The following is a 19,715-nucleotide window of genomic DNA, read 5'->3' as shown; positions in this document are numbered from 1 at the left end:
AGATCAACGCCGCTCCAGCAACCGGCAAATCTCTTCAAGCTGCTCCAGGGTCTTGTAGGAGATCTTGACCTGACCGCCCCTGCCACGATGGTTGATCGAGACATCCAGGCCCAGCGTGTCGGACAATGTTCTTTCCAACGCCAGCGTATCGGAATCCTTCTCGTCCTTGCGGGCGCCCGCGGGCCGGGGATCGTTTTGCGCCTTGATATCATTCTGCGCCAGGCGCTCGGCATCCCGCACCGACATGCCCTTGGAAACGATCGTCCGGGCAAGTGCGGCCGGATCGGAGGTGGAAACCAGGGCACGCGCATGACCGGCCGAAAGGCTGCCGCCGGCAAGCATGTCGCGAACCGGTTCCGGCAGCTTTAGCAGGCGCAGCGAATTGGCGACATGGCTGCGGCTTTTGCCGATGATCTCGCCAAGATCGTTTTGCGTATAACCATGTTCTGCAATCAACTGTTCGTAGCCAAGCGCTTCTTCCAGAGGATTGAGGTCCGCACGCTGAACGTTTTCGACAATGGCGATTTCCAGAGCGGTTTTATCATCGACATCGCGCACGATCACCGGAATTTCGATCAGACCGGCCAGTTGCGCGGCGCGCCAGCGCCTTTCTCCGGCTATGATTTCATAGCGATCGGTCGAAACCGTACGCACGACCACCGGCTGAACGATGCCGTGCTGTCGGATAGAGCTGGCAAGATCGTGCAGCTCGGTTTCGTCGAAATAGCGACGGGGGTTCTTCGGGTTGCGACTGATGAATTCGATCGGCACCATGCGATCCGGATTGACGCTTGGCCTGCCGGCATCCACCGGTGTCGGCTGGTCCATCTCTCCGATGAGGGCGGCCAAACCGCGGCCAAGGCGCCGTTTCGAAAGATCATCATTCATCGCAATTACTCACTCCAGAACAAATAGTGAATCAAGCCGCCGCCTTGCGCTGCCGCTCCCGCTGGATCACTTCCGACGCCAGTTGCAGATAGGCTTGGCTGCCGGCGCATTTCAGATCGTAAAGGATTGCAGGTTTGCCATAAGACGGCGCTTCAGACACGCGAACATTGCGCGGGATCAACGTGTGGTAGACCTTCTCACCCAAATGCGTCCGCACGTCGTTGACGACCTGCTGTGCAAGGTTGTTGCGGGAATCAAACATGGTCAAGACAATCCCCTGGATATCGAGCAGAGGATTGACGGTGCGCCGCACCTGATCGACGGTCTCTAGCAACTGGCTCAGACCCTCCAGGGCAAAAAACTCGCACTGCAGCGGCACCAGAACCGAATGGGCTGCCGCCATGGCGTTCATGGTGAGCAGATTGAACGAGGGAGGGCAATCGACCAGGATATAGGAGAAGGCTGTAGCGCCTGCACCATTCAGAGCGCGGCGTAGCCGGAAGACGCGGTCGGCCTGCTGGGCGATTTCCATCTCGATGCCGAGCAAATCCATCGTCGAGGGAACGATGTAGAGATTCGGAACCGCCGTTTCTTGGACCGTATCGAGAATCGTATGGGTCCCGACCAGAAGATCATAGGAGGATACTTTTCGATCCCGCCGCTCAATGCCTAAGCCGGTGCTGGCGTTGCCTTGCGGATCGAGATCGACGATCAGAACACGTTCGCCGATCGCAGCCAACGCCGTGGCCAGGTTGATCGCAGTGGTTGTCTTGCCGACACCGCCCTTTTGATTTGCGATAGTAATAATCCGGTTTCGCTCGCCGATCATTGCCGCATATCCATTATGGTTAAATTCGACGTCGAGGGCGATTTAACTCCAAAACAACAGAATCTCGCTCGACAACACTGTTGTGTTTTACCAGACCAAATTCCCACCGACCACGGGCTTTCTCGACCTCGCGCTCGTAATCCCGGCCTTTATGCAGCAGCAACCGGATATTTTCATTGCGCTCCGCCCACGGTGCTGCGTAGTCCAGCAGCACATCCAGCTCGGCGAGCGCTCTTGCTGAAATCACGTCGCAGTAGGGAATGACCTTCACCGCCTCTTCAATGCGGACGGCATGGACAGCGCCGCGGGCCTCACATTCCCTGAGGCAGACTCGCAAAAACGCAGCCTTTTTCTGATTGCTCTCCACCAGATCGACATGCCCATCCGCCTGTTCCGCAAGGAGAATCGCGGTGATGATACCGGGAAACCCGCCGCCGCTTCCGAGGTCAACCCATCGAGCTGGCTTCGGATGAAGTTGAAAGATCTGGGCGCTATCGGCGATATGTCTTTGCCAGAGGTCGTTGATAGTAGAGGGTGCAACCAAATTGATAGTCTTCGCCCACTTCTGAAAGAGCTCAGCAAAGTGCTGCAGACGTCCTTGTGTTTCACGTGAAACACGCACACCGTTTAATTCCATGGCAGGACTCTCACACCTTGCAATCTCAGGAAACAAGCTTCCGCTCTTCCGGTCCAATCTGCTTCCGCAGGTGGGCTAGCAAGAGCGATATCGCCGCCGGCGTCATCCCGTCGATCCGCGACGCCTGCGCAATATTTTTTGGTCGTGACACGGTCAACTTCTGTTTCAGCTCATTCGATAGGCCGGATAGTCCTGAGAAATCAAAGTTCAACGGAATCAGACGTTCCTCTTCGCGACGCACCTGCACGATGTCGGAGGTTTGGCGATCCATATAGACCGCATAAGCAGCCTCGATCTCGACAGCTTCGACAACGCGCCCCTCAATCGAGCTCAACTCCGGCCACAAAGCAGACAGCGATTCGATGGATTGGCCCGGATAGGACAGCAGATCATATGCCGATCGGCGCTGGCCATCCTTGTTCAAATGCAGCCCGGCTTTCGCCGCTTCTGTCGGAGTGACGCTCAAGCCCTTCAATTGAGTCCGTGCCTGCTCTAGCTTCTCCATATATCCATTAAACCGTTCAGCGCGATTTGCGCCGACGCAGCCAATGGAGATACCGAGAGGTGTCAGCCGAACATCGGCGTTGTCTGCCCGCAGCGACAAACGATATTCGGCGCGCGATGTGAACATGCGATAGGGCTCAGCTACGCCGCGCGACGTGAGATCGTCAATCATCACACCGATATAGGATTCCGTGCGGCTGAACTGTATAGCCTCGCCACCAGCGGCCAAACGAGCTGCGTTCAGGCCGGCAATTAAGCCCTGCGCTCCGGCTTCCTCGTATCCGGTCGTCCCATTGATCTGCCCTGCCAGAAACAGCCCGGGAATCTTCATCACTTCAAGTGATGGCTTCAACTCGCGTGGGTCAACATGGTCATATTCAATCGCATAGCCGCACTGCAGAATCCGAACTCGTTCCAGGCCCGGAATGGTTCGGATAAAGGCGTCCTGAACCTCCTCTGGAAGCGACGTCGATATTCCATTCGGATAGATGGTGGTGTCGTCCAGTCCCTCGGGTTCCAGAAAAATCTGGTGGCCGTCGCGTTCGCCGAATTTGACGATCTTGTCCTCGATTGACGGGCAGTAGCGCGGCCCGACACCTTCGATCTGGCCAGAATACATCGCCGACCGCATGAGATTGTCAGCGATGATCTTATGGGTTTCTGAGGTTGTCCGCGTCACGCCACATTCGATTTGCGGATTGACGATGGTATCCGTCATGAAGGAAAACGGCACTGGCTCATCATCGGCACCTTGGCGTCCTACAGAATCCCAATCAACGGTCGTGCCATCCAGGCGCGCCGGCGTGCCAGTCTTCAGGCGGCCAAGCGCCAGGCCGTAGCGTTGCAGCGTGGCGGACAGCCCCATCGAGGGTTCCTCGCCGACACGGCCGGCCGGAATCTTTTTGTCACCAATATGGATCAGGCCGCGGAGAAACGTGCCGGTCGTCAGGACGACAGCACCGCAGCGGAGAACGCGGCCGTCCTTCAGAACCACCGCTGAAACGCGATCGTTCTCGATAGCGAGATCAAAGGCATCGCCTTCGACCACGTCCAGATTTTCGATCGCATTAATTTCGGCTTGCATGGCGAGACGATAAAGCTTGCGATCCGCCTGTGTACGGGGGCCGCGAACGGCCGGACCCTTCTTCCGATTCAGCATACGGAACTGGATGCCTGCCGCATCTGCGACCCGACCCATCAAGCCGTCAAGCGCGTCAATCTCGCGAACCAGATGACCCTTGCCCAGACCACCAATTGCCGGATTACAGGACATCACACCAATCGTATCGCGCTTATGAGTGACCAGGGCTGTTTGCGCGCCCCAGCGGGCAGCCGCAGCCGCAGCTTCGCTGCCCGCATGTCCACCACCCACGACTATCACGTCATATGTCTTATCGAGCATTGTCAGAACCTCGGTATTGCCGTCTCTTTGGCACACCAAATTTAGGAGTCAAGAAGGTTTCACGTGAAACGTTTTCTACGGCATGTCCGCGCCGTGTTTCACGTGAATCATTTGCCGATGCAGAATTCGGAGAAGATGACATCGAGCAGATCCTCGACATCAACCCTTCCGGTAATGCGGCCCAAACTATGCGCCGCCTGCCGCAGGAATTCCGCTCGTATATCCAGTCCAGCAGAAACGGAGCTTACGGCGCACCCCAGTGATTCAAGGCTATCCGCCAAAAGCGTCCGATGTCTCAAACGACTTGGCAACGCCAGCGATAGAGCTGCAGACCGCATTAGCAAATCGTTAACCAACAACTGGTGCAATTCCGTCAGACCAGTCCCAGTCGTAGAGGAAATGCAGAGATCGTAGCTTCCAGCTTCGATCGGATGAATATCCGATTTGGTGCCAATCCGAAAGACTTTCCCATTGAACCCGGCAAAGTCCGTTTGTGCGGTAACACCAATTTCAGCAAGCGAGAGGATGATATCCGCTTCTGCCGCCGTCTTCAGAGCCCGCTTGATCCCCTCGCGTTCGATGACTTCATCCGTGTCTCGCAGTCCGGCGGTATCATAGAGTCTAACCGCATATCCCTCGATATTGAGATCAATATGCAGAACATCGCGCGTCGTCCCGGCAATATCCGTCACGATCGCCACTTCTCGCCGCGCCAGTGCGTTCATCAAGCTCGACTTGCCGGCGTTGGGCGCGCCAGCAATGACAACCTTCAACCCGTCCCTGACGATCTCACCAAAATCGGCGCCAGCGAGATGATCCGACAATTCGGACTGCAGCTTCGCCATATCCGCCCAGACCATATCGGACACTGAGCCTGGAACATCGTCTTCATCGGCAAAATCCAATTCAGCCTCGATGAGAGCACGAGCACGCGTCAAACGGTCGGCCCATCCCTCATAGAGCTCCGAAAGGCCACCCGCTGTGTGTTCCACGGCCAATCGCCGCTGCATTTCCGTCTCGGCGGCAATGAGATCTGCCAAGCCTTCCACTTCCACGAGGTCCATCTTGCCATTCTCAAGGGCACGGCGCGAAAATTCGCCATGTTCGGCCATCCGACATCCCTGGAAGGACGCCAGCTCTTTGAGGAGGGCGGCAACAACAGCTTTGCCCCCGTGAATGTGAATCTCGGCGCAATCCTCGCCGGTAAAGGAAGCCGGAGCAGGAAAAATAAGAACCAGTCCACGGTCGACAACAAGACCGTTTCGAGTCCGAATCGTTTTTAACGCCGCTTGCCGTGGCTTTGGTAGCGATCCAACGAGCGTCTTTGTCGCGACCAGAGCCTCCGGCCCGCTGATGCGCACGACTCCGACCCCAGCCGGCAGACCGCCGCTCGATAGCGCAAAGATCGTGTCGTTAAAATTCTGCATGGGATTGATCCGCGTCCGAATCGTTTTGGCCGAGATCGATTTTCAAAACCTAAAACGCATCGCGACCATTTGGATTCGCTTCCCGCATCTTCGGTCGCCTGTCGTCTCGCAAAACCGCTGCACACTTTTGCGCGACATCTCTTAAAAGTCACGCTCACAAACAAAATCGGGCCGCATAAAAGCGACCCGATCGGTTTCTTTCGACTTGCCTCACTCTGGAGTGAGGATAAATCCGGCTAAGGATTACGTGTTCATCGAGTCGAAGAAGTCCGGATTGTTCTTCGTCTGCTTCAACTTGTCGATGAGGAATTCGATCGCATCGGTCGTACCCATCGGTGCAAGGATACGGCGGAGAACGAAAATCTTCTGGAGATCCTGGCGCGGCACGAGCAGGTCTTCCTTACGAGTGCCGGACTTGAGAATATCCATGGCCGGGAAGATGCGCTTATCGGCAACCTTACGGTCAAGAACGATTTCCGAGTTACCAGTGCCCTTGAACTCTTCGAAGATCACTTCATCCATGCGGCTGCCGGTATCGATCAGCGCGGTCGCGATGATGGTCAGCGAACCACCTTCTTCGATATTACGCGCGGCACCGAAGAAGCGCTTCGGACGCTGCAAGGCGTTGGCGTCGACACCACCAGTCAGAACCTTACCGGAGGAAGGAACGACGGTGTTGTAGGCGCGGCCGAGGCGGGTGATCGAATCGAGCAGGATAACAACGTCACGGCCATGCTCGACTAGGCGCTTGGCCTTTTCGATGACCATCTCGGCAACCTGTACGTGGCGAACGGCCGGTTCATCGAAGGTCGAGGAAATGACCTCGCCGCGCACCGAACGCTGCATATCCGTCACTTCTTCCGGACGTTCGTCGATCAGCAGAACGATCAGATAGCAGTCCGGGTGATTGGCGGTGATCGAATGGGCAATGTTCTGCAGCAGCACTGTCTTACCGGTACGCGGCGGCGCCACGATCAGACCGCGTTGGCCCTTGCCGAGCGGCGCTACGAGATCGATGACGCGCGGCGACAGGTCCTTGGAGGTCGGAACGTCGAGTTCCATACGGAAGCGTTCATTCGGATAAAGCGGCGTCAGATTGTCGAAATGGACTTTGTGACGAATCTTTTCCGGATCGTCAAAATTGATGGTGTTGACCTTCAACAGCGCGAAATAACGCTCGCCTTCCTTCGGTCCGCGGATCGGCCCCTCGACCGTATCGCCCGTCTTCAGCGAGAAACGGCGGATCTGCGACGGGGAGATATAGATATCGTCCGGACCCGGCAGATAATTGGCATTGGCAGAACGCAGGAAACCAAATCCGTCCTGCAGAACCTCGACAACGCCTTCGCCGATAATTTCCACGTCCTGGCTGGCAAGCACCTTCAGAATGGCAAACATCAATTCCTGTTTGCGCATCGTGCTTGCATTTTCGACCTCGAGCGATTCGGCAAAGGCCAGGAGATCGGTCGGGGATTTATTCTTAAGTTCTTGAAGCTTCATTTCAGCCATGAAGGGATTTACTCTGTTTTAGAAAGGGGAAAGGCAATGTTGGTCGTATTCAGAACCGCGATGAGGGTGTTCGCGGGCGACAGAACTGATACATGCCACGAAGAAGAGATGGCGGGAAAATAGCGATTCACTTTGTGCCCCGCAAGGGGGGCTGACAAAATGAAAGAAATTTAACGTCAGTGCTAAGTTTTGCTTCTTATTTCATGCAAACGGCTTCACCACGACGAGAATGACGATCAGGATCATCAACACCGTCGGCGCCTCGTTCATGAACCGCCAGTAGCGGGCCGAATGACGGTTTTCATCGCGCGCAAAGGCTCGAACGGCGCGGCTGAAGAACATATGGACACCCGTCAGCAGCACGACCAGGCCGATCTTGGCATGCAGCCATCCGCCGTGGAAATCATAGACCGACCAGGCGAGATAGAGCCCGAAAATCCAGGTCAGCATCATTGCCGGCGTCATGATCACCCGCAATAGCCGCCGCTCCATCACCTTGAAGGTCTCAGACTGCTGCGAGCCGGGCTCGGCGTCGGTGTGATAGATGAAAAGCCGCGGCATATAGAAGAGCCCGGCCATCCACGAGATCACAGCGATGATATGGAACGCCTTGATCCAGAGGTAGAGATTGTCCGGATGCCAGGCAAACAGGCCAATCGCCAACGCTGCGAATAGGAGGATCATGAAATAGGCGCGCCGGCTGGCGTAGGCGCCTGGACGAGGGTCTATCTGCTTTTCCGCGTTCACCTCGTCACCCCTTCCATGCACGCACATGCTCGACCAGAGCGGTGACGTGAGATGGATCGGCCTGAGGGGTAATGCCATGGCCAAGATTGAAGATCAGCGGACCATGGCCGAGATGCTGCAGGACGTCGTCAATTCCATCCCTGAGGGCCTTGCCGCCGGCAACGACACGCATCGGATCGAGATTGCCCTGCACCGGTCCTTCCTGCTGCAGTTCCTTGGCAAAGGCGAGCGGCACGGACCAGTCGAGACCGATTGCATCGGCCCCCGTCTTCTGCCGGTAGGTCTTCAACATATATCCAGCGCCCTTGGCAAAGGCGATGACCTTTGCTTTCGGCCTCTGTGCCTTGACCGAAGCGATGATTCTGGCAACCGGCTTGACCGCAAAAGCCTCAAACTCCTTTTCGCCGAGAACGCCAGCCCAGGAATCAAAGATCTGCACGGCATCGGCACCGGCATCAATCTGCGCCAAGAGATAGTCGGCGGAAATATCGGCAAGCAGCATCAACAGATGCTCGAATGCCTTTGGATGCCGATAGGCGAAAAGCCGAGCAGGGGCCTGATCCGAAGTGCCGTGGCCAGCGATCATATAGGTCGCAACCGTCCAGGGTGCTCCACAAAATCCGAGCAGCGTCGTTTCCTCAGGCAGCTCGCTGCGCAGCCGCCGCACCGTCTCCATGACCGGGGCCAGATAATCGACCACGCCACCGCCCTTCAGCGCCTGAATGCCGGCTTCATCAATGGGATCCATCTCCGGGCCATGCCCTTCGGTATAACGGACATTGCGCTTCAGCGCGTCGGGGATCACCAGGATATCGGAAAACAGGATCGCAGCATCAAAGCCATATCGCCGGATCGGCTGCATGGTCACTTCGACCGCATGCTCCGGGCTATAACAGAGTTCGAGAAAGCTTCCGGCCTTTGCCCGTGTCTCTCTATATTCCGGAAGATAGCGGCCAGCTTGGCGCATTAGCCAGAGAGGGGGAGGGGTCAGCGTTTCTCCACCCAGCACCCTCATAATCTTCCGGCGTTCATCGCTCACAGACATCACCCCATATAAAACCAAACATATATCTAAGGTTTCTATTTCTTAGAGTCGGTGACTATCAAGGATTAAAATCCATCCACGACTGATCCAAAATGTCGCGCATCCGTCAATATCCGGCAAAGAGTTCAGCATAAGTGCTGGATATGTGGAAAAGCGAAACGTTACGGCAATCTTTTGAAGGACTTGGCTCCTATTTCATTTCAGTCCAGACTGGGGATAAAGTGGGGAGCCTTGCTAACGAATGCAAATTATCCACATTGCCCACAAACCCAAAGAAGCGCCCTCGTCAAAATTCGAAATGTGGAAAAGTCGGCGGTTTTCCACTTGCCCCAGAGCGGTCGGTTCCCGTACCTCTCTTCTCTCCCGAGATATCAACAGGTGATGGAAAGTAGCGTGGAAAACCGGACAAGCTTCTTTCATCTGCATCTGATTTCTGACTCAACGGGCGAGACTCTGATTTCCGCCGGCCGCGCCGCCTCGGTGCAATTCCATGCCAGCCAGCCGCTCGAACATGTTTATCCGCTGATCCGGAATCGCAAACAGCTCCTGCCGGTTCTGGAAGCGATCGACCACAGTCCGGGTATTGTCCTTTATACGATCGTTGACCGCGAGCTTGCCGATTTCATCGACGAGCGCTGCCGCGAAATGGGCGTGCCCTGCGTCAATGTCCTTGAACCAGTCATGAATGTCTTTCAGACCTACCTCGGCACGGCGTCGCGCCGCCGGGTCGGCGCCCAGCATGTCATGAATGCCGATTACTTCGCGCGCATCGAAGCGTTGAACTTCACGATGGATCACGACGATGGGCAGATGCAGGATGACTATAATGATGCCGATGTCGTCCTCGTCGGCATCAGCCGGACATCGAAGACGCCGACCAGCATCTATCTTGCCAACAGAGGCATCAAGACGGCCAACATTCCCATCGTCCATGGCGTGCCGTTGCCCGAAAGTTTGATCCGGGCGACGAAGCCGCTGATCGTCGGGCTGGTGGCGACCACCGACCGGATATCGCAGGTTCGCGAAAATCGTATCCTCGGTGCAACAGCCGGTTTTGATCGCGGTGACTATATCGATCGCGCGACCATCTCCGAGGAGCTGAAATATGCCCGCTCGCTCTGTGCCCGGCACAATTGGCCGGTCATCGACGTCACTCGCCGCTCGATCGAAGAGACCGCCGCCGCCATTGTTGCCCTGCGCCCGAAGCTGCGCTAAGCGCTGAATTCCATGATTTCCGAGGTTCGTTTGATATGACAGCGCCGCTCATCCTTGCTTCTTCCAGCCCATTCCGGTGGATGCTGATGCAAAATGCCGGCCTGCATTTCCAGGCGATCGCGGCTAATATCGATGAACGTGCGATCGAAGCACCGCTGGAGCAGGATGGCGCCGGGCCGGATGCCGTGGCACTGGTGCTCGCCAAGGCCAAGGCGAAAGAGGTGAGCGATCGTTTCCCCGACTCGCTCGTCATCGGTTCAGATCAGACAATGTCGCTTGGCGATGAAGTCTTCCACAAACCGAAGACGATGGCGGATGCGGAAAACCATCTGCGAACGCTATCCGGCAAGACCCATCGTCTGAACAGTGCCATCGCACTGGCGCGCAATGGCGACATCATCTGGGAACATGTGTCCCACGCCGAATTGACCATGCGCGATCTCTCATCCGATTTTATCCATCGCCATCTGAGCCGTGTCGGCGACAAGGCGCTGTCGAGCGTCGGTGCCTATCAGCTCGAGGCGGAGGGGATACAGCTTTTCTCGAAAATCGACGGCGATTATTTTACCATCGTCGGGTTGCCGATGCTGCCGCTCCTTCAGCAGCTTCGCGAACTGGGAGTGATTGATGGGTGATTCACGTGAAACATTCGGCCCCAACGCCTTCGTTACGGGCTTTCCCGTCAAGCATTCCCGCTCACCCTTGATCCATGGCCATTGGCTGCGCGCGCTCGATCTTGCAGGCAGCTATCGCGCCCATGAAGTCTCGCCGGATGATTTTCCGGCCTTCATTGCTTCATTGAAAGATGGCTCAAGCGGCTTCGTCGGCGGTAACGTGACGATCCCGCACAAGGAGACGGCATTTAAGCTGGCGGACCGGCCGGATGAGTTGTCTGAAGAGCTCGGGGCTTCGAACACACTCTGGCTTCAGGACGGATTGCTGCATGCGACGAACACGGATGGCCGCGGTTTCACGGCCAATCTGGATGAGCGCCATCCCGGTTGGGATCGTACCGACCGCGTGGTGATCATGGGTGCCGGCGGCGCCAGCCGGGCCATCATCCAGGCGGTGCGCAATCGTGGTATTGGGGAAATTCATGTCGTCAACCGCACTGTCGAGCGGGCGCGGGAACTGGCGGGTCGGTTCGGCGAGCGTGTGCATGCCCATCCGATGGCAGCGCTGAACGAGGTGATGCGAGGTGCCGGCCTCCTCGTCAACACGACCTCGCTTGGCATGGATGGCGAGGCGGCACCACAGATCGATTTTTCGCCGCTTGCTGAAAATGCCGTCGTCACCGACATTGTGTATGTGCCGCTGAAAACGCCGCTGTTGACTCAGGCAGAAGAACAGGGCTTCGCCATTGTCGATGGCCTTGGCATGTTGTTGCACCAAGCTGTGCCGGGTTTCGAAAAATGGTTCGGCAAGCGTCCGGTGGTGGATGAGGCGCTGCGGGCACTGATCATCGCCGATATGGACAAACATTGATGATCCGCGTTGGCCTCACCGGATCGATCGGCATGGGAAAATCGACGTCGGGAAAACTCTTCGCCGAAGCCGGCATCCCTGTGAATGATGCCGACGCCGTGGTGCATGATCTCTATAGCGGCGAAGCCGTGCCCCTGGTCGAAGCCGCTTTTCCCGGAACGACGAAAGATGGAGCTGTTGACCGCCAGGAACTTGGCCGCAAACTCGCCTCCGATCCATCCGGTTTTAAGCGACTGGAAGCCATCGTCCATCCGCTGGTGCGGCAGCGCGAGCGGGAGTTTTTGGATGAACAGACTGCCGCCGGCGCCGATATCGTCGTGCTCGACATCCCCCTGCTGTTCGAGACCGGCGCCGACGAAAGGGTGGACAAGATCGTCGTCGTCAGTTGCGATCCGCAGATTCAACGGGAAAGAGTGCTTGCCAGGCCGGGCATGACTGAGGAAAAATTCAACATGATTCTCTCCCGCCAGACGCCGGATGCGGAGAAGCGGGCACGGGCCGATTATATCATCGACACCGGCGGCAGCATCGATGCGGCGCGGAAGCAGATAAAAGACATCATAGCCGATCTGCGGCAGCGGCCGGCAGACAATGGATCGACAGGCGGAGAGCCCTGATATGCGTGAAATCATTTTCGATACGGAAACGACCGGCCTCGATAATAGAGCCGACCGTGTCATCGAAATCGGCGGTATCGAACTCTTCAATCACTTCCCGACCGGCAAGACCATCCATATCTATATCAATCCCGGCGACCGCAAGGTCCATCCGGACGCGCTTGCCGTGCACGGCATTACCGACGAATTCCTGAAGGACAAGCCGTCCTTTGCCGATGTTGCCGACGAGATTCTTGCCTTTTTCGGCGAAGCGAAGTGGATCGCCCACAATGCGACGTTCGACATGGGCTTCGTCAATGCCGAATTCGCACGGCTTGGCCGTCCGCCGATCCTGCCCGACATGGTGACCGATACGCTTGCCATGGCTAGGCGCAAACATCCGATGGGGCCGAACTCGCTGGATGCACTTTGCCGTCGCTACGGCATCGACAATTCCCACCGCACCAAACACGGCGCGCTTCTCGACTCCGAATTGCTGGCTGAAGTCTACATCGAGATGATCGGTGGCCGGCAGACGGCCCTTGGTCTCGGCAGCATCAATGGTTCATCTGCACGGTCCCGGCAGGCCGACGATATCGAAGAGATCGCTGCGGATATCCTGGTGCGACCGAAGCCTCTGGCAAGCAGATTGAGCGAGGCCGAGCTGGAAGATCACGCCGCGCTGATCGCCAAGATGGGCGAAAAGGGCATCTGGTCGAAATACCGCACCGTGAATTGAAGACATAGTCCAAGCTCCAAAAGAAAATGCCCGGATCGAAATCCGGGCATTTTTGTTTCCATCGATGGAAAAAATCGAAGGCTTAGTTCGGAACTGCTTCGACCTGGGCGCGGGCCTGTTCTTCCGCAACGCGCTGGGTGAACATCTGCGCGAAATCGATCGGGTCGATCATCAGCGGCGGGAAACCGCCATTGCGGGTGACGTCGGCGATGATCTGACGGGCGAAGGGGAACAGCAGGCGCGGGCACTCGATGAAGAGCAGCGGCAGCATGTGTTCCTGCGGGAAACCGGTGACGCGGAAGACGCCGCCATAGACCAGCTCGGTGTGGAAGAGAACGCGGTCGCCATCCTTGGCTTCGGCATTCAGCGTCAGCACGACGTCGAAATCCGATTCCGACAGCGGGTTGGCGTTGACGTTGACATTGATGTTGATATCGGGGGCGTTTTCCCGGGCCTGCAGCGAGCGCGGAGCACCAGGATTTTCGAAGGAAAGATCCTTGGTGTATTGAGCAAGGATGGAAAGGCTCGGGCTGGCTGCGCCGTTACCGCTGTTCTCGTTGGCCATGGGGGTTTCCTCTGACGTCAATGGGTGTCGCCATCTAGCATTTCGAATAAGGGCTTACAACCCTTGAGGCTTTGGCCGTCCTTGGCCGCTTTGCCTACTCTTCAAGGCGCTTTTTGTCAGACCAGGGCGAGTTGCGATTGGGCTCGCGATGAAAATCGGTTTCGTCCAGATCGACGACATTCCCGGGTCCGCGCGGCCGGGTTTGAGGGCCGGGACCTGAGTTCGGGCCTTGTCCGGCGCCACGTCTGAAGGCGCGCGAGCTGCCCAGAACGACGATGCGCTTCCGCAGAACCTTCCAGGCGAGCTCACGGATCGCCGGAATGAAGAGCAGCAAACCGATAATATCAGAAATGAAGCCAGGCAGCATCAGCAGGAATGCGGCAACGACGATCATAGCGCCATGCACCATCTCGCGTCCCGGATCACCGCCATTGCGGCTCTCGGCGGAAATGCGCTGCAGGATACCGATGCCCTGGATTCTAAGGAGAGCAGCACCTAAGAGGGCGCTAAGGATCACGAGGCCCAATGTCGCCCAGACGCCGACCATCTTGCCGACGATGACGAATCCGGCGATTTCCGCAAGCGGCATCAGAAAGACGAGGATAGGAACGAGGGATATGCGCATGTTAACGTATCCTGGAAGCGGTCTTATACGCTTAGCGTTAGTCTATCGCGTATAATAAAGATACCGGTCCGCTATTTGAATGATAGATCGATGCGGACTATATGGGGATTGAAACTCTTAATTTTAACGGCGGTTCCGATACGAGATGGGTGCAAACGACTTTGTGACGATCTTTTTCCTGGTGGCAGCGGTGCTGATCTTCTTTCAGCTCCGGAGCGTCCTTGGCCGCCGCACGGGGAATGAGAAGCCGCCGCGCGATCTCTATGGTTCTCCCGATTCTGCTACGGGTCCGACCGTACCGGATGCCGGCAAGGTGGTGACCCTGCCGCGACGCGATGCGACAGAGGATGAGGATCGCTTTGCTGCCATCGACGCCTTCACGGCAGCAGGCACGCCGCTCAACGATTCGCTGCGCGAACTGAGCAAGGCCGATCCCAACTTCAATCCGAAGGAATTCGTCAACGGCGCCCGCATGGCCTACGAGATGATCGTCATGGCCTTTGCCGATGGTGATCGCAAGGCGCTGAAGGGCCTGTTGTCGCGCGAGGTCTATGAAGGCTTCGATGCCGCCATTACCGAGCGCGAAACCAGGGGCGAAAAGGTGAAGTCTACCTTTGTCGGCATTGATAAGGCCGATATCCTCAGCGCCGAGATGAAGGGCACGGAAGCCTTTGTGACGATGCGCATCGTCAGCCAGATGATTTCGGCGACCTATGACAAGGCCGGCACGCTGATCGACGGCGATGCCGAAGCCGTTGCCGAGATCAGCGATCTCTGGACCTTTGCCCGCGACAGCCGTTCGCGTGATCCGAACTGGAAACTCGTGGCGACCGAATCCGAACAATGACGACCCCATCGCAGGATTTCAGGCTTGAGCCGGCAACCTTCGCCGATCTGAAGGGCTGGAAGGATGACGATCCTTCCGGCCTTTTTCGCGCCATGGAAGACTGTCGAGCCCATATCAGAGATGTAAAGCCCTATCGCACCGGCGCAGCCGGGCTGACCGCAAATGACCTTCTGGCCCTGCTCGACGAGGCCAAGGGTTATGAGCCCAGGGATGCCGCCGAGGCCCGAGCCTTCTTCGAAGAACGCTGCCAGCCCTTCTTCATTCGCCGAGGCGACGGCGCCAGAGGTTTCGTCACTGCTTTCTACGAGCCGGAGATCGCAGTCTCCGCAACGCCGGACGAGACCTATCGCTACCCCTTCTATCGCCGGCCGGACGATCTGATCGACCTCGACGACACCAACCGGCCTACGGATCTCGATCCGTCCTATATGTTCGGCCGCCTCAAGGATGGGATCATCTCCGCTTATCCCGATCGTGGCGAGATCGATCGAGGATATCTGAAGGGCAGGGGCCTGGAGATCGCCTGGGCGAAGTCCGAGGTCGATGTCTTCTTCGTGCATGTCCAGGGAGCGGCGCGATTGCTCTATCCCGATGGGCGGATGGGTCGCATCACCTATGCCGCCAAGGCCGGTCATCCCTTCTCGGCCGTCGGCCGTCTGCTGATCGAGCGCGGCGTGCTCGACAGGACGACGATTTCGATGCAGACGATCCGCGATTGGCTCTATGCCCATCCGCAGGAAGTCGATGAGGTGCTGTGGCACAACAGGTCCTACATCTTCTTTCGTGAGGCCGATGTCAGCGATGCCTCGCTCGGTCCGATCGCAGCGGCGAAGGTGCCGCTGGTTGCCGGCCGCTCGCTGGCGGTCGACCGGTTGATCCACACCTTTGGCTTTCCCTTCTTCATCCAGTCGGAAAGCCTGACCCATCTCGATGGCGGCAAGCCTTTTGGGCGGCTGATGCTGGCGCTCGATACCGGCTCGGCGATCGTTGGCCCGGCGCGTGGGGATATCTTTACCGGTTCCGGCTACGATGCCGGAGAGCTTGCCGGCACCGTGCGCAATGATGCGGATTTTTATATATTGGTTCCGAAGGCGGCAGCTCAGAGGTTCGGCTGATGGCTTCAGAACGACAGACCAAGGAACGAAAGCTCAGTACGGACGAACGCATCCTCTGGGGCAAGGTGGCGAAAAGCACCCGGCCGATGCCGGAACGGCTCGCCGATATCGAAGCTTTCGACGAGGTTCTGGCGGCGGAGGCACAGGCCGAAGAGACCGCACGCGCCGCGAAGGCGACGGTCTCTGCCGATCCGCAAACTGCGCCGGTACCAGCCAAACAACCCTCCGGCACGCATCATCCGCTGGAACGCCCGGTCAAGCGCAAGATCGCCAAGGGCCGGCTGGCGCTGGAAGCACGGATCGACCTTCACGGGCTGATCCAGAGCGAGGCGCACGCCATGCTCCTCGATTTTCTGCTGCGGGCGCATCAGCGCGGCCTTCGCCATGTGCTTGTCATCACTGGCAAGGGCAGCTCCATGGGCAGCGAGGGCGCCTTGAAGCGTGCCGTGCCGATGTGGTTTTCCAAGCCGGAATTCCGGTTCCTGATTTCGTCCTATGAGACGGCGGCGCAGCATCATGGCGGTGATGGCGCTCTCTATATCCGCCTGTCGCGGCTGAAGGGGGAGAGGCTGTGACCCCCTTCGGCGAAGCGGTGAGAAAACTCAGGGCGCGCAAGGGTGTCTCGCAGAAGGAAATGGCCGCGGCCTTGAATGTGACTCCGGCTTATTTATCCGCCTTAGAACATGGAAAGCGCGGTACGCCGACCTTCGATCTGCTGCAGCGTATCGCCGGATACTTCAACATCATCTGGGATGAGGCCGAGGAATTGTTCCTGCTGGCGCGCTTTTCCGACCCGCGCGTCGTCGTCGATACCTCTGGCCTGGCGCCCGAATATACGGCCTTTGTCAATCGGTTGGCAGGCCAGATTCGCGGTCTCGATGCAGCAACGATCAGGGAGCTGTCCCAGCTTCTCGAAAATGCCGGTAAAAGCGGCTGAAAACCGCCTTAATCCCCTGCTTTATGCCTGATATGAGGGGCCTTCCATTTGGAAGTTCGGGGCGAAACATCCTATATTCAGGGAAAGAAAAACCGCTGATTCGGCAGTGATCGGCAGGGTTCTCTAAAACACTGGAAAGACTTCAATAAATGACCGACACATCCGTAACCGAAAACGGCGGCAATGCCGAGTATGGCGCAGATTCCATCAAGGTTCTGAAGGGCCTTGATGCGGTGCGCAAGCGCCCCGGCATGTACATCGGCGACACGGATGACGGCTCGGGCCTGCATCACATGGTTTATGAGGTGGTCGACAACGCCATCGACGAGGCGCTGGCCGGTCATGCCGACATCGTCACGGTGGCGCTGAATCCCGATGGTTCGGTGACCGTCACCGACAACGGTCGTGGCATCCCGACGGACATCCACACCGGCGAAGGTGTTTCCGCGGCCGAAGTCATCATGACCCAGCTCCACGCCGGCGGTAAGTTCGACCAGAACTCCTATAAGGTTTCCGGCGGTCTGCATGGCGTCGGCGTCTCCGTCGTCAACGCGCTGTCCGTCTGGCTGAAACTGAAGATCCGCCGCCAGGGCAAGATCCATGAAATGAGCTTCACCCACGGCGTCGCCGATGCGCCGCTCAGGGAGACCGGCGATGCCGGCAACGAGACGGGCACGGAAGTTAGCTTCATGCCGAGTTCGCTGACCTTCACGATGACGGAATTCGACTACGCGACCTTGGAGCATCGCCTGCGCGAACTGGCGTTCCTGAATTCCGGCGTCCGTATTCTCCTGACCGACAAGCGGCATTCGGACATCAGGCAGGAAGAAATGATCTACGACGGTGGCCTCGAAGCTTTCGTCTCTTATCTCGATCGCGCCAAGAAGCCGCTGGTCGACAAGCCGGTTTCCATCCGCGGCGAAAAGGATGGCATCACCGTCGAAGTGGCGATGTGGTGGAACGACAGCTACCACGAAAACGTGCTCTGCTTCACCAACAACATCCCGCAGCGCGATGGCGGCACGCATATGGCCGGCTTCCGTGGCGCGCTGACGCGCCAGATCACCTCCTATGCCGACACTTCCGGCATCACCAAGAAGGAAAAGGTGACGCTGACGGGTGATGATTGCCGCGAAGGCCTAACGGCGGTGCTTTCGGTAAAGGTTCCGGACCCGAAATTTTCCTCGCAGACCAAGGACAAGCTGGTGTCGTCGGAAGTGCGTCCGGTGGTCGAAAGCCTCGTCAACGAAGCGCTGAGCACCTGGCTTGAAGAACATCCGGCCGATGCGAAGGTGCTAGTCGGCAAGGTCGTCGAAGCCGCCGCCGCCCGCGAAGCCGCCCGCAAGGCGCGTGAACTGACCCGGCGCAAGGGCGCTCTCGATATTGCGTCTTTGCCCGGCAAGCTTGCCGACTGCTCCGAACGCGATCCGGCCAAGTCCGAAGTCTTCCTTGTGGAGGGCGATTCGGCAGGCGGTTCGGCCAAGCAGGGCCGTTCGCGCGAAAACCAGGCCATCCTGCCGCTGCGCGGTAAGATCCTCAACGTCGAGCGCGCCCGCTTCGACAAGATGCTGTCGAGCCAGGAAATCGGCACGCTGATCACCGCCCTTGGCACCGGCATCGGCAAGGACGAGTTCAACGCCGACAAGCTGCGCTACCACAAGATCATCATCATGACGGACGCCGACGTCGACGGCGCTCACATTCGCACGCTGCTGCTCACTTTCTTCTTCCGCCAGATGCCCGATCTCATCGAGCGCGGTCATCTCTATATCGCACAGCCGCCGCTCTATAAGGTGACGCGCGGCAAATCCGTGCAATATGTGAAGGATGAGAAGGCGCTGGAAGAATATCTGATCGGCCAGGGTCTCGAGGATGCCAGCCTGCGTCTCGGCACCGGTGAAGTCCGCGCCGGCCAGGATCTGCGCGAGGTCATTGCCGATGCGCTGCGCCTGCGCACGCTGATCGACAATTTGCATTCTCGCTATAACCGCGCCGTCGTCGAACAGGCGGCGATTGCCGGCGCCCTGAATGCCGAGTTGGTCAGCAACCCGGCACGGGCCGAAAGCCTGGTGAATGATGTTGCCAAGCGGCTCGACATCATTGCCGAGGAAACTGAACGCGGTTGGAGCGGTGGTCTCACCAGCGAAGGCGGCTTGCGTTTCGAGCGCATGGTGCGGGGCGTCAAGGAAGTTGTCGTTCTCGACATGGCGCTGATCGGTTCGCAGGACGCACGTCTTATCGATCAGCTCGCTTCGCGCCTCAAGGAGACCTACGACCTGCCGCCGAAGCTCGCTCGTCGCGACGGCGAAACCGAGATTTCCGGTCCGCGCATGCTGCTGGAAACCATCTTCGCCGGCGGCCGCAAGGGTCTTACCATGCAGCGCTACAAGGGTCTCGGCGAGATGAATGCCGAGCAGCTTTGGGAAACGACACTCGATCCGAACGTCCGTTCGCTGCTGCAGGTCAAGGTCACCGATGCGACCGATGCCGACGGTTTGTTTGCCCGGCTCATGGGCGACGAGGTCGAGCCCCGGCGCGAATTTATTCAGGACAACGCACTGAGCGTCGCCAACCTCGATATCTGATCGCTGATTTCAGAAATT

20 protein-coding genes are annotated in these 19,715 nt (G+C 57.9%); 10 read left to right on the top strand and 10 right to left on the bottom strand.

The features are described 5' to 3' along the window. Positions 1–3 precede the first annotated feature (3 nt). The 8 genes from GGD50_RS26970 to hemE all read right to left on the bottom strand — a co-directional run bounded on the left by GGD50_RS26970 (position 4) and on the right by hemE (position 8,982). Entirely contained in the window at positions 4–888 is an 885-nt protein-coding gene (locus GGD50_RS26970; RefSeq protein WP_107106365.1) for a ParB/RepB/Spo0J family partition protein, read from the bottom strand. A gap of 31 nt (positions 889–919) precedes the next feature. Further along, a complete protein-coding gene (locus GGD50_RS26965; RefSeq protein WP_107106366.1) occupies positions 920–1,717 on the bottom strand; it encodes a ParA family protein in 798 nt (265 codons plus the stop codon). A 19-nt stretch (positions 1,718–1,736) separates the two neighbouring features. Further along, on the bottom strand, positions 1,737–2,354 hold the full coding sequence (rsmG, locus tag GGD50_RS26960; RefSeq protein WP_107106367.1) for a 16S rRNA (guanine(527)-N(7))-methyltransferase RsmG: 618 nt from the start codon (positions 2,352–2,354) through the stop codon (positions 1,737–1,739). A gap of 25 nt (positions 2,355–2,379) precedes the next feature. Next, a complete protein-coding gene (gene mnmG, locus GGD50_RS26955; protein ID WP_107106368.1) occupies positions 2,380–4,260 on the bottom strand; it encodes a tRNA uridine-5-carboxymethylaminomethyl(34) synthesis enzyme MnmG in 1,881 nt (626 codons plus the stop codon). A gap of 107 nt (positions 4,261–4,367) precedes the next feature. Next, positions 4,368–5,687, bottom strand: a complete 1,320-nt coding sequence (gene mnmE, locus GGD50_RS26950; RefSeq protein WP_107106369.1) for a tRNA uridine-5-carboxymethylaminomethyl(34) synthesis GTPase MnmE — start codon at positions 5,685–5,687, stop codon at positions 4,368–4,370. A gap of 243 nt (positions 5,688–5,930) precedes the next feature. Continuing rightward, a complete protein-coding gene (gene rho, locus GGD50_RS26945; protein ID WP_004127423.1) occupies positions 5,931–7,196 on the bottom strand; it encodes a transcription termination factor Rho in 1,266 nt (421 codons plus the stop codon). 201 nt (positions 7,197–7,397) lie between these two features. Further along, on the bottom strand, positions 7,398–7,970 hold the full coding sequence (gene hemJ, locus GGD50_RS26940) for a protoporphyrinogen oxidase HemJ (protein ID WP_107106370.1): 573 nt from the start codon (positions 7,968–7,970) through the stop codon (positions 7,398–7,400). Further along, entirely contained in the window at positions 7,948–8,982 is a 1,035-nt protein-coding gene (gene hemE / locus GGD50_RS26935) for a uroporphyrinogen decarboxylase (protein ID WP_107106607.1), read from the bottom strand. The genes hemJ and hemE overlap by 23 nt, the downstream gene beginning before the upstream one ends. 399 nt (positions 8,983–9,381) lie before the next feature. On the opposite strand from hemE, the gene GGD50_RS26930 reads away from it, so the two are divergent. Genes GGD50_RS26930 through dnaQ form a run of 5 tightly spaced genes read left to right on the top strand, consistent with a single transcriptional unit; the run spans position 9,382 to position 13,023 of the window. Continuing rightward, entirely contained in the window at positions 9,382–10,203 is an 822-nt protein-coding gene (locus GGD50_RS26930) for a pyruvate, water dikinase regulatory protein (RefSeq protein ID WP_107106371.1), read from the top strand. 35 nt (positions 10,204–10,238) lie between these two features. Continuing rightward, entirely contained in the window at positions 10,239–10,838 is a 600-nt protein-coding gene (locus GGD50_RS26925; RefSeq protein ID WP_107106372.1) for a Maf-like protein, read from the top strand. After that, a complete protein-coding gene (locus GGD50_RS26920; RefSeq protein ID WP_107106373.1) occupies positions 10,831–11,688 on the top strand; it encodes a shikimate dehydrogenase in 858 nt (285 codons plus the stop codon). Before GGD50_RS26925 ends, GGD50_RS26920 begins: the two co-directional genes overlap by 8 nt. Beyond that, positions 11,688–12,305: a dephospho-CoA kinase gene (gene coaE, locus GGD50_RS26915; RefSeq protein ID WP_107106374.1), complete on the top strand. Its 618-nt coding sequence runs from the start codon at positions 11,688–11,690 to the stop codon at positions 12,303–12,305. The genes GGD50_RS26920 and coaE overlap by 1 nt, the downstream gene beginning before the upstream one ends. 1 nt (position 12,306) lies before the next feature. Further along, complete coding sequence (gene dnaQ, locus GGD50_RS26910; RefSeq protein WP_107106375.1) at positions 12,307–13,023, top strand: DNA polymerase III subunit epsilon; 717 nt, start codon at positions 12,307–12,309, stop codon at positions 13,021–13,023. 82 nt (positions 13,024–13,105) lie between these two features. On the opposite strand, the gene secB is transcribed toward dnaQ, so the two are convergent. Beyond that, positions 13,106–13,588 (bottom strand): protein-export chaperone SecB, encoded by a 483-nt coding sequence (gene secB, locus GGD50_RS26905; protein ID WP_107106376.1) that lies wholly within the window; start codon positions 13,586–13,588, stop codon positions 13,106–13,108. A gap of 94 nt (positions 13,589–13,682) precedes the next feature. Continuing rightward, a complete protein-coding gene (locus GGD50_RS26900) occupies positions 13,683–14,213 on the bottom strand; it encodes an FxsA family protein (protein ID WP_107106377.1) in 531 nt (176 codons plus the stop codon). Positions 14,214–14,358: 145 nt separating this feature from the next. Here GGD50_RS26900 and GGD50_RS26895 point away from each other — a divergent pair, with 145 nt between their 5' ends. From GGD50_RS26895 to gyrB, 5 genes are all read left to right on the top strand, one after another. Next, on the top strand, positions 14,359–15,060 hold the full coding sequence (locus GGD50_RS26895) for a Tim44/TimA family putative adaptor protein (RefSeq protein WP_107106378.1): 702 nt from the start codon (positions 14,359–14,361) through the stop codon (positions 15,058–15,060). After that, positions 15,057–16,175, top strand: coding sequence for a murein transglycosylase A (gene mltA, locus GGD50_RS26890; protein WP_107106379.1), 1,119 nt, complete (start codon positions 15,057–15,059; stop codon positions 16,173–16,175). Before GGD50_RS26895 ends, mltA begins: the two co-directional genes overlap by 4 nt. Beyond that, entirely contained in the window at positions 16,175–16,750 is a 576-nt protein-coding gene (locus GGD50_RS26885; protein WP_107106380.1) for a Smr/MutS family protein, read from the top strand. Before mltA ends, GGD50_RS26885 begins: the two co-directional genes overlap by 1 nt. Beyond that, positions 16,747–17,112 carry a helix-turn-helix domain-containing protein gene (locus GGD50_RS26880; RefSeq protein ID WP_107106381.1) on the top strand — a complete coding sequence of 122 codons (366 nt, stop codon included), beginning with the start codon at positions 16,747–16,749 and terminating at the stop codon, positions 17,110–17,112. Before GGD50_RS26885 ends, GGD50_RS26880 begins: the two co-directional genes overlap by 4 nt. A 149-nt stretch (positions 17,113–17,261) precedes the next feature. After that, entirely contained in the window at positions 17,262–19,697 is a 2,436-nt protein-coding gene (gyrB, locus tag GGD50_RS26875) for a DNA topoisomerase (ATP-hydrolyzing) subunit B (RefSeq protein WP_107106382.1), read from the top strand. Positions 19,698–19,715: the final 18 nt, after the last annotated feature.

The sequence above is a fragment of the Martinezella paranaensis genome, from assembly GCF_014200235.1.
GTDB classification, from domain to species: domain Bacteria; phylum Pseudomonadota; class Alphaproteobacteria; order Rhizobiales; family Rhizobiaceae; genus Rhizobium; species Rhizobium paranaense.
The sequence above is the reverse complement of the archived record's forward strand: the minus strand, read 5'-3'. Positions and strand labels throughout refer to the sequence as shown.

What these genes read in the sequence shown, in the direction of transcription:
- dnaQ (WP_107106375.1), top strand. Translation starts at nt 12,307, where the DNA reads ATGCGTGAAATCATTTTCGATACGGAAACGACCGGCCTCGATAATAGA.
- hemJ (WP_107106370.1), bottom strand. Translation starts at nt 7,970, where the DNA reads ATGTGCGTGCATGGAAGGGGTGACGAGGTGAACGCGGAAAAGCAGATA.
- GGD50_RS26925 (WP_107106372.1), top strand. Translation starts at nt 10,239, where the DNA reads ATGACAGCGCCGCTCATCCTTGCTTCTTCCAGCCCATTCCGGTGGATG.
- mnmG (WP_107106368.1), bottom strand. Translation starts at nt 4,260, where the DNA reads ATGCTCGATAAGACATATGACGTGATAGTCGTGGGTGGTGGACATGCG.
- GGD50_RS26965 (WP_107106366.1), bottom strand. Translation starts at nt 1,717, where the DNA reads ATGATCGGCGAGCGAAACCGGATTATTACTATCGCAAATCAAAAGGGC.
- gyrB (WP_107106382.1), top strand. Translation starts at nt 17,262, where the DNA reads ATGACCGACACATCCGTAACCGAAAACGGCGGCAATGCCGAGTATGGC.
- secB (WP_107106376.1), bottom strand. Translation starts at nt 13,588, where the DNA reads ATGGCCAACGAGAACAGCGGTAACGGCGCAGCCAGCCCGAGCCTTTCC.
- GGD50_RS26920 (WP_107106373.1), top strand. Translation starts at nt 10,831, where the DNA reads ATGGGTGATTCACGTGAAACATTCGGCCCCAACGCCTTCGTTACGGGC.
- GGD50_RS26885 (WP_107106380.1), top strand. Translation starts at nt 16,175, where the DNA reads ATGGCTTCAGAACGACAGACCAAGGAACGAAAGCTCAGTACGGACGAA.
- coaE (WP_107106374.1), top strand. Translation starts at nt 11,688, where the DNA reads ATGATCCGCGTTGGCCTCACCGGATCGATCGGCATGGGAAAATCGACG.
- GGD50_RS26895 (WP_107106378.1), top strand. Translation starts at nt 14,359, where the DNA reads ATGGGTGCAAACGACTTTGTGACGATCTTTTTCCTGGTGGCAGCGGTG.
- GGD50_RS26970 (WP_107106365.1), bottom strand. Translation starts at nt 888, where the DNA reads ATGAATGATGATCTTTCGAAACGGCGCCTTGGCCGCGGTTTGGCCGCC.
- rho (WP_004127423.1), bottom strand. Translation starts at nt 7,196, where the DNA reads ATGGCTGAAATGAAGCTTCAAGAACTTAAGAATAAATCCCCGACCGAT.
- GGD50_RS26900 (WP_107106377.1), bottom strand. Translation starts at nt 14,213, where the DNA reads ATGCGCATATCCCTCGTTCCTATCCTCGTCTTTCTGATGCCGCTTGCG.
- mltA (WP_107106379.1), top strand. Translation starts at nt 15,057, where the DNA reads ATGACGACCCCATCGCAGGATTTCAGGCTTGAGCCGGCAACCTTCGCC.
- rsmG (WP_107106367.1), bottom strand. Translation starts at nt 2,354, where the DNA reads ATGGAATTAAACGGTGTGCGTGTTTCACGTGAAACACAAGGACGTCTG.
- mnmE (WP_107106369.1), bottom strand. Translation starts at nt 5,687, where the DNA reads ATGCAGAATTTTAACGACACGATCTTTGCGCTATCGAGCGGCGGTCTG.